The 13,111-nt window shown below is 37.5% G+C and carries 11 protein-coding genes and 1 tRNA gene; 2 read left to right on the forward strand and 10 right to left on the reverse strand.

Annotated elements, in window-relative coordinates:
* The first annotated feature begins 22 nt into the window (after positions 1-22).
* Positions 23-107, forward strand: a tRNA-Ser gene (locus tag AC13EX_RS11160).
* Positions 108-584: 477 nt separating this feature from the next.
* Here the strand turns inward: AC13EX_RS11160 and AC13EX_RS11165 are convergent.
* The 3 genes from AC13EX_RS11165 to AC13EX_RS11175 form a co-directional block, all read right to left on the reverse strand.
* The gene (locus tag AC13EX_RS11165) at positions 585-782 is read right to left on the reverse strand and encodes a hypothetical protein (RefSeq protein WP_482892735.1); all 198 of its coding nucleotides are present in this window, start codon (positions 780-782) and stop codon (positions 585-587) included.
* Positions 783-970: 188 nt separating this feature from the next.
* The gene (locus AC13EX_RS11170) at positions 971-1,201 is read right to left on the reverse strand and encodes a hypothetical protein (protein ID WP_482892736.1); all 231 of its coding nucleotides are present in this window, start codon (positions 1,199-1,201) and stop codon (positions 971-973) included.
* Between the two features lie 293 nt (positions 1,202-1,494).
* A complete protein-coding gene (locus AC13EX_RS11175) occupies positions 1,495-2,184 on the reverse strand; it encodes a hypothetical protein (protein ID WP_482892737.1) in 690 nt (229 codons plus the stop codon).
* 801 nt (positions 2,185-2,985) lie between these two features.
* On the opposite strand from AC13EX_RS11175, the gene AC13EX_RS11180 reads away from it, so the two are divergent.
* Positions 2,986-3,540 carry a hypothetical protein gene (locus AC13EX_RS11180; protein ID WP_482892738.1) on the forward strand — a complete coding sequence of 185 codons (555 nt, stop codon included), beginning with the start codon at positions 2,986-2,988 and terminating at the stop codon, positions 3,538-3,540.
* A gap of 215 nt (positions 3,541-3,755) precedes the next feature.
* Here AC13EX_RS11180 and AC13EX_RS11185 read toward each other — a convergent pair whose 3' ends face one another.
* The 7 genes from AC13EX_RS11185 to AC13EX_RS11215 all read right to left on the reverse strand — a co-directional run bounded on the left by AC13EX_RS11185 (position 3,756) and on the right by AC13EX_RS11215 (position 13,089).
* Positions 3,756-4,334 carry a hypothetical protein gene (locus tag AC13EX_RS11185; protein ID WP_482892739.1) on the reverse strand — a complete coding sequence of 193 codons (579 nt, stop codon included), beginning with the start codon at positions 4,332-4,334 and terminating at the stop codon, positions 3,756-3,758.
* A 994-nt stretch (positions 4,335-5,328) separates the two neighbouring features.
* Positions 5,329-6,447 (reverse strand): hypothetical protein, encoded by a 1,119-nt coding sequence (locus AC13EX_RS11190; protein ID WP_482892740.1) that lies wholly within the window; start codon positions 6,445-6,447, stop codon positions 5,329-5,331.
* A gap of 269 nt (positions 6,448-6,716) precedes the next feature.
* Entirely contained in the window at positions 6,717-7,256 is a 540-nt protein-coding gene (locus AC13EX_RS11195; RefSeq protein WP_482892741.1) for a hypothetical protein, read from the reverse strand.
* A gap of 363 nt (positions 7,257-7,619) precedes the next feature.
* Positions 7,620-9,257, reverse strand: a complete 1,638-nt coding sequence (locus tag AC13EX_RS11200; RefSeq protein ID WP_482892742.1) for a sialidase family protein — start codon at positions 9,255-9,257, stop codon at positions 7,620-7,622.
* Between the two features lie 199 nt (positions 9,258-9,456).
* Complete coding sequence (locus AC13EX_RS11205) at positions 9,457-10,230, reverse strand: TIGR03915 family putative DNA repair protein (RefSeq protein ID WP_482892743.1); 774 nt, start codon at positions 10,228-10,230, stop codon at positions 9,457-9,459.
* A gap of 3 nt (positions 10,231-10,233) precedes the next feature.
* Positions 10,234-11,493, reverse strand: a complete 1,260-nt coding sequence (locus AC13EX_RS11210; protein WP_482892744.1) for a putative DNA modification/repair radical SAM protein — start codon at positions 11,491-11,493, stop codon at positions 10,234-10,236.
* 432 nt (positions 11,494-11,925) lie between these two features.
* Complete coding sequence (locus tag AC13EX_RS11215) at positions 11,926-13,089, reverse strand: right-handed parallel beta-helix repeat-containing protein (protein WP_482892745.1); 1,164 nt, start codon at positions 13,087-13,089, stop codon at positions 11,926-11,928.
* Positions 13,090-13,111 lie beyond the last annotated feature (22 nt).

A 13,111-nucleotide genomic window follows, 5' to 3' on the forward strand; every position in this document is an offset into this window, starting at 1 on the left:
TATTAAAGCATCAGACCCAACTAGAGGAGTGGCAGAGTGGTCGAATGCGGCGGTCTTGAAAACCGTTGTACCGCGAGGTACCGGGGGTTCGAATCCCTCCTCCTCTGCACAAAATAGCTAGGCAAATTGCCTGGCTATTTTTTTTGAGTCGTCGGGAGCCACCCTACAAGCCGGCCCCTCGCTAAAACAGTCCACTGGACTGTTTTTTAACGCTCGGTCCTCTCCTTCTCTGCTAAACAAAACCATAACTACCTAAAGTCTCTGTAGTTACTTTTTTTCTGTAATACGCGATGGGACACCTAGCTAAGTTTTCATGATAGCTGTGATAAATTTTTGGTGTTCACCTGTTTGTTTTAAAAGTATTGTGGTGTAGGTTTTAGACTCTGGCAATACACTCTTATCTGATAAATCTTTATTATTAGTTCTAAAGCCTTATTTGCTGAAAATGAAAGTTTCTTTATTTTAAAATCCTGCCAGATAATTAAAGTTTCCAACTTAAATTCCAGATTGACCTGTCCAAGGATCTTATAAGGGATGACCAATTCTTTAAGAATGTTGAAAATTGTGGGAGCCTTGGGGCGAGGCTAATGTTCTTTGCTCTGGTAAAAAATGGTTACCTGCCCTCTAAGCCGATCAATTTCTGATCTGGCTTCTCGTTCCATAGTATCCAACTCTCTTTCATCCGAAGAACAACCCATAGTATTAACACCTTTGTTGATCCTACCTAGTTTTTGAATAATTTGTACACTAAAACTACCACTTGTATTTCTTTTTCGCCTCACAAACATAGGTTAAAAATTTATTGAGGCACCCAATATCGTAAATTTCCAGTACTGAAAAACAGAGTTAAAATTTTAAACTAGAAAGCACCCGCACAAACCAGAAAAAAGGAAAGGTTTCATGCAAATCCTGGGAACAGTTGATTTTGATTTTTTTATCCGGTTGTTCAAACATCCTTCTTCTACCCAATTCAAATGAAGTTACCATAGCGGGCATATCCTATCCCTTCTATTACCAGCCATCTTTCCATGTCCCACTTGGCCAATTCCGATAGTCTATTGTTTGCCAGAGAAAGGATCTCACGAGCTTTGTCTACTTGGATATTGGCTATACCGGCTATGATATGGTAGTCTGTCATGGCAGATTTCCCTTGGTTATAAAGCATCTCTGTGGGTTCTGATAATAGATTAAAACGTTTCATAATCTGCTTACCGAGGGCGCTGGAGGGCTAAATGAATGATGCGCGGGGGAGTTTTTCACTAAGCACAAGGAGGATCGGAATAAAAAAATCTCAGTCAGTCAGGTCCTATTTTGCCGTATTTCTTTGGAACTTCTCAGATAGCCAATTCTGATGCATGTGAAAAAATAGCCCATAACTTTGGCGCGTCATTGGTTTGGCCAAGTTTTATGTATTATATTATAATCTAAGGGTAAGATTAGATTTGAGACAAAAGATACTGGTTGGGGATTTAAAACGGACAAAAAACTCCCCTTTCATGAACGAAAGGATTGTGTGTAGTTTGTTATTGTTTCTTTAATTAGATTTAATTTTTCATTATTCACGCCATATTCTTCTTCATAGTCAAATTCTTTCCCGCTAGTTATATCATTTTTTAATTCATCCAAATATTTATCGCCTTCAAAATTTATTGCCACTTCAAGGGAATCAATTATATTCTCTTTCGTAAAGTCTGCTGAATTTATATCCATCATTGCAATAAAATGTTCAAGAGTATCCCCAACTTCGAATGAAATTTCTTCATGATTTGATTCATTTAAATCAATCTTAAATGTTGGTTCTTTTTGTACAATTAGGTTCAAAAGACGATTTAAAACTAATTCGGATTCAGAGGATTTGTTTGTAATATAGGCGTTTTGTTCATCAGAAAAAGGTAATGCAAATTTGCAATCAATATTTTCAAAAACTACCTTTTCTACCAAAGCATTTTTTTTAATCCCCTCCCTATTAAATGATGATGAAAAAACCTTTTTTCTCTCTACTATTCTTTCAACATCTGGACAGAATATTATACTAATGGAAATTAGTCCATCTTCAATTTGATGAAGTTCAATTTCAAAAGAGGTTTCATTTTCACTATCCCACCAGTCCAAAGCATGTGAGGCATATTCATAAACCGCATCATCAGTGTAGTCTATTCCATATTTTAATAATAATTCTTTCATATCCATTTTCGAATAATTATCAACAGTGAGAGATTTTTATTCAATTTACACACAACACCGGGAATTATGCAACTCCCATTTCAGATCTCTAAGGGTAAGGTCATTCGTTTTCTATTCTTGTAGCCTCTCCATTTACAATTATGTATTCTGTGCAATATTGGGCTTTTGTTTCTTTTGGAGAGCATCCTCCTAAACTTTTGAATAGGATTGTTCTTTACCACTTTTTTAGCCCAACATCCAGCCTATTCAGGTAAGCAATAAATAGAATAAGCCTCCATCTAATAAGATAAACAATACAAACCCGTTTTGATTGGACCGTATGCCTTTTCGATCAATATTAGAAATCTGGAATTGGTTGCAATCCTATGCTGCTGCAATTCCACCAGTGCCCGTGCCTCGCCAACAATAAGCGCAAAAAGTAAAATGCATTAGGTAATAATAAGACTTGTCAATTGCGATTAGACCTATGTTTTAAAAAAATTAAGTAGATTTCGGTTGAATATTTCTCCGAAACACTTAATTTAACAATGGCAAACAAGAGAATTTTTTTACTTTATTCTTAATGCCATATGATGCCGTTATTAGGAGCCACCAGTCTTGATGAAATTCGAACTAAATGAGCCCTAAAGGACAATAGACAAGCTATTGGCTGATGGGAAAACTTCCTTTGCAAAAAATCAGGGCTGGCTAAGAAAATTCAGGAAACGCTATTGAAATACTGGGTTAAAGAAAATAACAGGATCAAATAAAAGTTCGAAGGATTGATTTTTATACAAAGCTAAAACCATAAATATTTAATAAATGAATTTTTCAAAAATCATCCTTTGCTGTTTTTTATTGCTTTTTAGTCCAGTGCTTTTTGCTCAAGAGTCAATAGACAAGGTGAAAAGTATTAATGGTCTTAAACTTGGCGCTACACTTGAAAGCCTTCAAGATCAACTCCAATTAATAACTGGAAATGAAACAGTCTATCAAAACAACCCATTTCTGGCAGAAAGTCTTAAAAGAAATTTAGAAGCCGGAATACAGGAAGGAATTTATCAAGGCCATCCCTTGAGAATTATTAATGGCGTAGTAGCCCATGACCTGAGGTTGATTTATTTATCCGGTCTGTTATATAAATGTCGATGGACATTTAACAAACGTGACCTACCCAATATGGAAAGTGGGTTCAAAGACTTCATCAATTTCTTTAATAAAAAATTTGGTCCTCCTACCGAAAAGATCTTTAATGATACCTTTATCTGGGAGGGAGATATCAATAGGCTCACCATAAGTTTTTTTGATGGAAGCATACAAGTTGAATGGAGGGACAATCTTTCCGATAAAAAAGCAACTCAACTCACTCAGGATTGATCAAATCTCAGAACAAATAAAAAAAATTAAGGATCGGAAAAACTAGTAAAATTAGGTGGAAACTTATCCTTAGCTAAAAAACTGCTTTAAAGTCCATTTGTGATGGTCTTAGCAATTGAATTCATTTACTATGCGGAAGACACTAATTTGGTATGAATTAAAGAAGGCAGGTTTGATTTAGGAACCTGCCTTCTTTAAATTAGGCTCAGGCTTTATTAAAAACCGAAAGTGTAGAATGCCCCAATTCCTGCTACATTTCCTCCTTCTTCCATGTTTAATAAATAAGAAAGCCTGAAACCTACTGGAACCCCATTAATCAAGGCACGAACACCTCCATTAAGAACAGGTCCTGAAGCTTTATTGGTAGAGACGCCATCAAAATTACTCCCACCACCTAACCTATTAATTCCGTAACCTACGCCTGCATAACCACCTACTGAGGATCTGGTATCAGCATGGGCCCCGTGGCCAAAGTTTATTTCGGCTACAACGGGAAGATCCATCGCAAAGGATGCACTCCCTGAACTTGTATCGAGCATGAATCCTAACCCCAGATGCGTACCAACTGAAACTGTCATTTCTCTGCCTAATTCAACCACATTAACTCTTGGAGAATATAGAATACCAGGAGCACCAATTGTAGAGGTAGATTCTGAATATTCAGTGGAGGTGGTAGAAGTACTTACATAATAAGCTGCTCCTAAAGAATGAGAGAAAGAGACTTGTCCTAAAGAAACTTTGGGTAATGCAAAAAAGACAATGGCTATAACAGCCACAAGTAATGTTTTTTTCATGATTGAAACAATTAAATAATTTTGATGAAAGTGTACTTTTAAATAATTAGTCAAAGGTAATTGAATAAAATTAAAAACCAATAAAATTGTATTTCAAATATACAAAAAAGTATTTAAAAACATTTTTAACGATTTTATTCCCACTTTTAAATTTTTTTTTGTATGGCTTAGGAGATAAGTATACCTTAAATAAACAAGATAAAAACAGGGGCAGATGGGACTGAAGAGGTCAAAAAGTAAAATAGAATTTAACCTTTAGTCTGAGATCCATGGTCTTAACAAATTTATTTTGGACCTCAATTATATTCCAAAGGTCAAGAATAGAAGAGCTGAAAGAACTTTTTGAAAAGAACACGAAGCGATGACATCATGTAGAGCAAAAAAGCTACCCATATTTTTTTTAGAATAGTACTTACCGATGATTCGTCTTGAATCGACTATCCGTAATGTATTTTGGGATAATTGGAAAATTCTGGATTGAATAATTATTGTATCAGTAGAAATGTCCACGCCTTCTACTTCTTTAGATGCTGAAGTAGGTTGATTGCAAGAATACTTCAAAATGATAAACAATAACAAAAGGAGGTGGTCTTCTTTAAAACTAATTTGAACCAATAAACCAAATTTATTGGGCTAAAAAAATTGTGTAAAAAATTAGTTAATACCTCCTCATAGTTTGGGATTCTTAAGATAGGAAATATCTCACACAGGGCCGAGTGTTAGAAATAGGGTAAGGTATCCTGAGGAAACGAGTGAACTATTTTTTGAGTTTTATTTCAAGAATTAGTGCTCATAAAAAGATAGAGGAATGAGCCCTTTGTTATTCGAGAAACCATTTCCTGACTTGATTCTAAGGTAATTCAACCCTATAAGAGGAATTCTTTGTGAATTAAAGGTAACCAAATGATCATTCCAGATAAAAAATTGAAACTAGCCATCTGAGGCAGAAGAGAAAAAACCTCCATTTTTATATATGGAGGGTTAAAATTTAAAATTACTTAAACAGAGCAGGCTCTTTCTTGACTATTCTCCAAGCGAACCCTATGTTAACCAAATAATCTGCAAAAGCTGCATCACCATGTCGGTAGTTGTTAGGTGTGGAGGCATCAATGTCGGTAACACTACGGGTTCTATTCCTGTGAATGGCAATTGGAACATTCAAGTTAACCGTGAAATTTTTTACCATATAACTTATGCCCGGTTCTACTGAAATAACATATCCTGGTCTCCTAAAACCCTTGTTTCCTCCGATCAGGTCACGAACTGGGATGCCTTCTGCCCTCCCACCAAGGGAAAAGCCCAAACCATGGTTAAAGATTGATTTAAAAACCCCAGCCCGGAATGAAAACTGGTCAGGAACCGCCATTATCGATTCGTTCGATAAGATGGGATTTAAAGTCTCCCGAAAAGTTCTCGTACCATTGGTTTCCCGTGGATTAACAAGGTAAAACCCATCATAGTACAATACTACTCCATGATTAAGAAATCGCAAACCCTGTGAGTCCAGTATCAAACCAACACCTCCATCCCCAGGTTGAATGGATTGATCCACAGGACGTCTTTCCGGATTGCCTTCAGGACCAACATTATAAAAGACACTTTTGGCTTCATAATTTCCTGTGGGTAGCTTAATACCTGCCCCTATCGCTAGATTTCCCTTTGAAGAATTCTCTCCAGAAAGCAGCCAATATCCAATCCCAACTCTCATGTCTGCAATTCCCTTTGAATAACTCCGATGCCTTTCTGATCTCCCATGTTCATAAAGAGAACTTCTTTCATTGTATACGAAAGGCAGGGAAGCAATACCATATAACCGATCTGTTATCGAATAACTTATGTTAATATCAAGTGCATGCGAATAATTGATAACTTCGGTTTGGTTGGCAACTCTATCCGGCTCTTCATGAGTTCCTTTAAAATGCCTGAAAGACCTGAAATACCTGTAATTCGATGTAAAGTTCCATGTTCCTTTTTCAAGGAATCCACCAGAATTAGGAGATTGCCCAGCTGTTGAGAATTGACGTATAGCAACACAGCCTTGAGCAATGCTTTCTTTGGGAAGATTGATTAATGTAAATAGTAAAAAGACGCTAATATATATAAATGCCTTCATTTGACTCATTATTTAGGTTAAGAAGTAGTATGATACCACGCAGGGTAAAGTGGCAAATTCTTATCATCAATCCTAAGTAGAAAAAACCCCTGAACCTTATTCTTTGAAAAAGGAGTCAGGCTGTTTTCTGACAGATAATGAAGTAAGAAAATGCAGTGAAAATTCCATTGGGATAGCATTACCAATTTCTGCCAGAACTATTCCAAAAAGTAATAACTGGTAAGCTCGGACTAAAAAGAAAAAAAGCAAAAAACTGGAATATCCAATCCCTATGAATACCATGGTGGAGGTGTAATAATAGTCAGGTGAGGTGCTTTTAGCATTCCTGGTTTGCTATCATGATATGTTATGGCAGCTAATATGGATTTAAGACAATGAAAATTTCCCGAACGAGGCAAATAATCCTTGAGCTGATACTTAGTCAAAACCTTACCATCTTTGTTGTCAGGACTATTTTCAGGAGAAAGTGAAATCACCCAGTTTTTATAATCTGCTTCTAATTTCAGCGTTGCCATATCAGGAACATACAAAAATTCAAAGGTGTCATCTTTAAAACGTTTTTGAATGACCCTGTAAGATTTCCCATCCTTTTTAAAGGGAATGTTTGCTATCTGAAATCTTTCCTGATCAAATGAATAGGGTAGTTTCAAAGGAATGCGGTGAACCGTTTTGTGGTCAAACTCTTCCATATAAACCTTTTTGTTCCAATCGCTTTCAATTTTATATTGGTACAAAAGATAAAAGGAATAGAAGCCAAAATGGTAGATGACAAAACAGCCTAATAACAGTATGGCAATAAATTTTCTCATTTGTTCTGTTAGCCATTAAATGTATTAAAAAAAAATTAAACAAGAGATTTTTTTTTAATACATTCTTTCCTTCAACAACCTTTAGCGTTGGTTTCTCAAGCATTGAGAAGAAAGTCGGTAGGTGAAAATGGACATTATTAATTGCTGTCGAAATCCTGGCAGATCTAAATGGTTATAAATGATTACAGGTTCATCAATGGTCGGCAAAAAATAATTACCATCAGGATAACTGTAAAAACCTTGTAAGGAAAATGTTTCATTTAAAACCACTAAAGTATATACCCGGAAAATTTAACCAACAGATATTTCGTTATAGTTTTTAGGCTAATAAAATAATTGATAAAATTTGTATATCCACACTTCTTAGAGATTCAAACCTAATGTTTGGTGGCCTGTAAAAACTAGGGGAATTATCCCAGTATTTTTGGAAAACCCATTGCCAGACTTTATCCTAAGATAATTAAGCCCCAAATTAGAAATACTTTGGGAATTAAAAACAGCCAATTGCTTGCCACCAATGTATACCCAAAGCCTACCCTCTGGATCTACAACATCCCAATCAAGTCTTAAGGTTACATTGTCCTTAATTTGACCATTTCTCAAAATTTCTGACAATTTAAAGTTGAAAACACCAGCTGAAAAAGCTGCTGTATCTGAGGGGACCGAAAAGTGGTCTGTCAAAGCAATGTCAAAATCGAGCAACTCACTGGCAGGCAATGGTCCAATTTGAACACTTCCTATTTTATTCATTGGAAAATTTATAACAGCTTCACTATCGGTGAAATACGAGAAGGCCAAAGTATCCCCCATCCATCTGGGCACAGTTTTTCCTTTGGCTAAATTCGAATTGGAGGGAATAGCCTTAAAAGAGAGGTACCGCACCTGATTTTTTTCCTCCAACCAATCTGGGTCCATGGTGTAAACAGACCTAGCTTCCCCCTGACCTGTTGCCAACAAAATTCTACCATCTTCAATTTCTATGGCCGATGAATAAGCGGTTCCTCTATCTCCTTTTTCAGGAATATCCTCGTTCTCAAAAGCCACTTCACGGTTACCTTTCCATGTCAAGCCATCATCACCACTGATAGCAGCATGAAGCACTTCTCTTCCTCCCATTGCATAAGAATTGGGTTTGTCATAACGTTGGCAACTGTTAAAGAACATAATCAATCTACCATCCTTTAGCCGCAGTACGGAAGAAGGGGAGTCTGAGGAGATAAAGGATGTTGGCCTGGCTTTCTCCCAGGTTTCCCCTCCATCGTTTGAAAAAGATTGGTACAATACCCCATGTGTAGTTCTAATCAACATCCAAATTTCACCATTTCGCATTTCCACTAGTTCCGGCTCAATGCCTCCATATCGGGTAGTTTTGGAATTGTCTATTTCAATTTCTATTGGCTTTTTTGAGATATCCCAGGATTTACCTTCATCATCAGAATACATGGATACAATATTGTTCCAGCCATAATCCACCTCTCCATTTTGGGGGGCTTTTTCTCTTTCAGGAACTGCCCTGGAAAAAGCCAACAGCAACCTTCCGCTCTTTAGCTTTATCAAGCCTCGGATTGCCCCCACATACCCATTGTATATCTTAAAAGGTTCTCCCCATTCCCCATTTACTCTTCTATTGACCCAAAGATCCAAGTGCCTACCTCGGTATCCATTTTCCCCTTTACCAAAAATATGGAAAACGGAGATCAAGTCATTATTGCTACTATGCACCATTTGTAAGGCATAATATGCTTGTCCTGGCAAAGCAAACTCTTCCTTTGCTTCACTCAACCCTTCCCCTGTCCAATCCATGGTCATTATCTTGTCTGCATTTCCCGGACGATTGACATAAAATAGCCGAGGAGTCCCTTCATCATTGAGCCATACAGCTTCATTGGCAGGTGATTTACTGATTTTCTCAGGGGAAAAATCCCCACTAAAATCGAGGACCAAGAAACTTGTTCCTATTAAAAAAATAATTATTGAAATGGCTTTAGGATAGTTAGGCATAGAAAGATTTAGTCAGGCTGGATTCTTAATTTGAATTTGCACCTAATTTCTCCTACAAAAAAGAAATGCACAACTAAATTGGTATAGATGGGGAAGTGGATCCAATTTTAACCTTTTTATGCTATTAAATAAGAACCGATTATTTTTTGCGCAATTGGATAAGGCTCACCCTCTTAAAAACCATATGCCTTTTTCACCTCTATTTTTCACTTAGGTATTTCCAGTATCGTTTGGGCACATGACGCACATGTAGCTTTATGTTTTTCCTTGAAGGGATGTTGGTACTTTCAAAATAGTCCTTCCATAAGGTTTGAAATTCTATTTCTTCGACAGCAAAATAATCAGGAGAAGTTTTGCTGGCATCAAACCCCTCGGGTAAGGTCAAGTTGATAATTTCCACCCTATCCAAATCATAATAGAGGCCATAATTTCGCTTAAGGTCATAAATCACCCACTTTTGATCGGCATATCTACTTTTGAAATGTTTGGAAATAAGCGGGAGTACATCAAAATCGGGTTCAATGGTAGCAAAGTACAGCCCGTCTTTTGTCAATCGAAATCTAACAAAAGCCTCCATGCGGTGTTTTTCCCTGCCTACGCTTTTGGCGATCTTACTCAGCTCTAAAACCTCTGGATTGGAAAAATCGGAATCAACCGGTAGACTACTCTCAAAAATATATTGAATATAACGTAACAATAGATTTTCAACCCACTGTTTTTCACTCAAAAAGCCATAATAAATACGCAGCCTTCCTGCAGCTGATGTTTTCTTACGTAGACCTTTCCACACCCGATCTGCTTTAACCTGATCTGCAGCCACTACATTTTTCTTGCCAAATAAGGAGGCTTGAGATTCACTATCTTTTTGGATAAGAACTCGTTTTAATTTCAAATCATAGACCTGAAATACACAGGTCAAAAAACCATCAAAACTACCATCATAAATGAGTATGGAATCCTGAATATTTAGCATTTATTAAAATAAATTCAATTGTGGGCTTAGTGTTTTTTGATATTTACTGGTGGTGTTTTGAAGAATAAGAGATTTCAGTTGTGGACCTGTCAAATCCCTGCGTTCAAATTCCTGTGAGGCACAGACAAGAAAATATTTCGCCCTATTCATGGCTATACCTATGCGCTGTAAATGCTCCCAATTAAGTCTTCTAAAACGTCTTGCCTGAATGATTTTATGCACGGATTTCATGCCCACTCCCGGTATACGTGCCAACATTTCCCGATCAGCAGTGTTCACATCCACTGGAAAGTATTCCAAATTCCTTAAGGCCCAACCCAATTTGGGGTCTACCTCCAAGTCGAGGTTTTTGTGGGACTCATTCAATATTTCATGCACTTCAAAACCATAGAAGCGCATCAACCAATCTGTCTGGTACAGCCTATTTTCCCTTAACATCGGTACTTCGGTGCCAATATGTGGCAAACGCGAATCGTAACTGATGGGTATATATCCGGAATAGTACACCCGCTTTAAATCAAACTTTTTATAAAAATAATTGGAGGTCCACATGATTTGCTGATCACTTTCTCCGCTAGCCCCTATAATCATTTGCGTACTTTGCCCTCCGGGAGCAAATAGAGGGGTGCTTTTTATAAGTTTCTTTTCAGATTTGTATTGAATGATCTCATTTTTAACTTTTATCATTGGCTTGATAAAATCTTCACGATTTTTTTCCGGAGCCAATAGTTTCAACCCTTCTTTGGTGGGAATCTCAATATTTACACTCAACCTATCTGCATAAAGCCCAGCCTCCTTCATCAGTTCATCAGAGGCTCCGGGAATGGATTTGAGGTGAATATAACCATTGAATTTTTCTTCTGTTCTCAATTTCTTGGCCACAGCAACCAATCGCTCCATGGTATAGTCTGCACTTTTGAAGATCCCTGAACTAAGGAACAAGCCTTCGATATAATTTCTACGATAAAAATTAATGGTCAGGTCCACCACTTCCTGCACCTGAAATGCCGCCCGCTTGATGTCATTGCTTTTCCTTGTCACACAATAGGCACAATTGAAGATGCAATAATTGGTTAGCAAAATCTTCAACAAGGAAACACAACGCCCATCCTCGGTATAGGAATGACAAATCCCCATCCCTGTCGCATCACCAAGGCCCTTATTGGCGTTGCTCCGCTTGCTACCACTGGATGCACAGGACACATCATATTTGGCAGCGTCTGCAAGTATTTTTAATTTTTCTTGTGTGCGTGTAAATCCCATATTTGACCCTAATGAAAAATGCTTTGACTCAAGACCTCGTGACTGCTTTCTCTTGGGTAAATTTCAAATTTAATCTTCCAACTTAATAGAAATCCTTGTCGGGGTAACGCTTCATTGTCAAGCCCCTTTTTCTCCAATCCCATTGCCCAATAGCCTATATAAACAAAGCTTAATTCTAAACAAAAAGCATCAAACTTTGTTCATTCCAAAGCATTCTAAAAACGGAAAATAGGCTAATAAAGTTGCACTAACTTTAAAAGCAATACTTAAACAATTCACTAAATTTCAATCAATTTTACAACGAATAAACTACCCCCACTTAGAACCATAGGAATTAAAAATCTAATTACCATCTAATGAAAAAAGACAATAGAGGAAAGGATATTCCTAGATGTCTTGGATAGTGTTTAAGCCCCCCTGGTTTAACAGCTTTTACTTTACTGCAGACACATAGACATTATTTATGGCTCGTGTTTTTTCAGAAAGCCCTCTTACGGCTTCTTCAGTATGCAAATGCCGAGGGAACCAGTTGTTATGGATTGCACATTTTTCTTCCGGAATACCTCTAATTACTACAGATGTTTGAGGCGCATAAAAGGTATTGTTATAGATCTCCATTGTAGTCCCCGCAATGTCCGTATTGTCTTTTCTATCCCTTCCACCGTGCATGTCAAAGCAATGGCTCAATGAAATGCCTAGCTCAATATTGTGCCTGGCAGTGTAACCGCATCCGGAAATCCCTGTGCCAGCAATAGAATGCCTGTTTTCATTGAATAAATTATATTCGATTAGAGAATCAGCTGCGGCATGGCTTATCCCATAACCGAGGCCATTGTACTGGCATTGATGGATAAAATTATGATGAATATGGTGTCCAGAACCCTTTTTAAGAAAAATGCCGCTACCTGAAAAAGCTGAAACCTCACAATTGTCCACTTTCAATTCAGGATATTCCGTCACTATTCCTCTCGAAACTGGGAATTTGTAATAATAATCACGTCCCAAACCTTCAGGTCCAAAAGCGCGTTTGTGATGTTCCAGATGCCGGTCAGGATTTGGCCCTTGAATTCTTAGCCCCGATATTCGTACCCCTGGCCCATGGGCACGAATCAGGAACTTGGTCTCCAAAGCATTGCTTAGCAAAATTCCACCTTTAGAACCTTCATATCCGCGGTTCCCGGCCAAGGTTACCCCTTCAGGAATTTCTAAAACCAACTTTTCAATAAAAACCCTAGTGGTTAGGTCTATATTTATTTCATCGGGAATAAAGACAACTTGTCCCGACTTTGCTTGGGCAAGTGAATCCAACAATTCATCCAGATTTGTCACCTCAAAATCTCCCTTTACAATTGGAAAGGCATATCCATTCCCTCCACCAATCGGCACCATATCACTAGGTTTAGCGCCATAAATCTCATCATTAATAGCGAGCCAACTTGGCTTTTCCAGATCTTTGCCTTCAATAGATTCAGTTAAAAATGTACTGGGACTCCACTCTTTCAAGGGAAACCCTAAAGTGCAGGCCGCTAAACTACTTTTAGCAGCAGTAGCAAAAAACTGCCTTCTGGAATTTTTGCTATTATTATTTTGGTTCATAATGTCTTTTCAATGCAAAATA

The organism is Cyclobacterium sp. L-R (assembly GCF_056859355.1).

Bases quoted from the DNA above. Each gene is read 5' to 3' on its own strand.
- AC13EX_RS11170 (WP_482892736.1), bottom strand. From the start codon at position 1,201: ATGAAACGTTTTAATCTATTATCAGAACCCACAGAGATGCTTTATAAC.
- AC13EX_RS11175 (WP_482892737.1), bottom strand. From the start codon at position 2,184: ATGAAAGAATTATTATTAAAATATGGAATAGACTACACTGATGATGCG.
- AC13EX_RS11180 (WP_482892738.1), top strand. From the start codon at position 2,986: ATGAATTTTTCAAAAATCATCCTTTGCTGTTTTTTATTGCTTTTTAGT.
- AC13EX_RS11185 (WP_482892739.1), bottom strand. From the start codon at position 4,334: ATGAAAAAAACATTACTTGTGGCTGTTATAGCCATTGTCTTTTTTGCA.
- AC13EX_RS11190 (WP_482892740.1), bottom strand. From the start codon at position 6,447: ATGAAGGCATTTATATATATTAGCGTCTTTTTACTATTTACATTAATC.
- AC13EX_RS11195 (WP_482892741.1), bottom strand. From the start codon at position 7,256: ATGAGAAAATTTATTGCCATACTGTTATTAGGCTGTTTTGTCATCTAC.
- AC13EX_RS11200 (WP_482892742.1), bottom strand. From the start codon at position 9,257: ATGCCTAACTATCCTAAAGCCATTTCAATAATTATTTTTTTAATAGGA.
- AC13EX_RS11205 (WP_482892743.1), bottom strand. From the start codon at position 10,230: ATGCTAAATATTCAGGATTCCATACTCATTTATGATGGTAGTTTTGAT.
- AC13EX_RS11210 (WP_482892744.1), bottom strand. From the start codon at position 11,493: ATGGGATTTACACGCACACAAGAAAAATTAAAAATACTTGCAGACGCT.
- AC13EX_RS11215 (WP_482892745.1), bottom strand. From the start codon at position 13,089: ATGAACCAAAATAATAATAGCAAAAATTCCAGAAGGCAGTTTTTTGCT.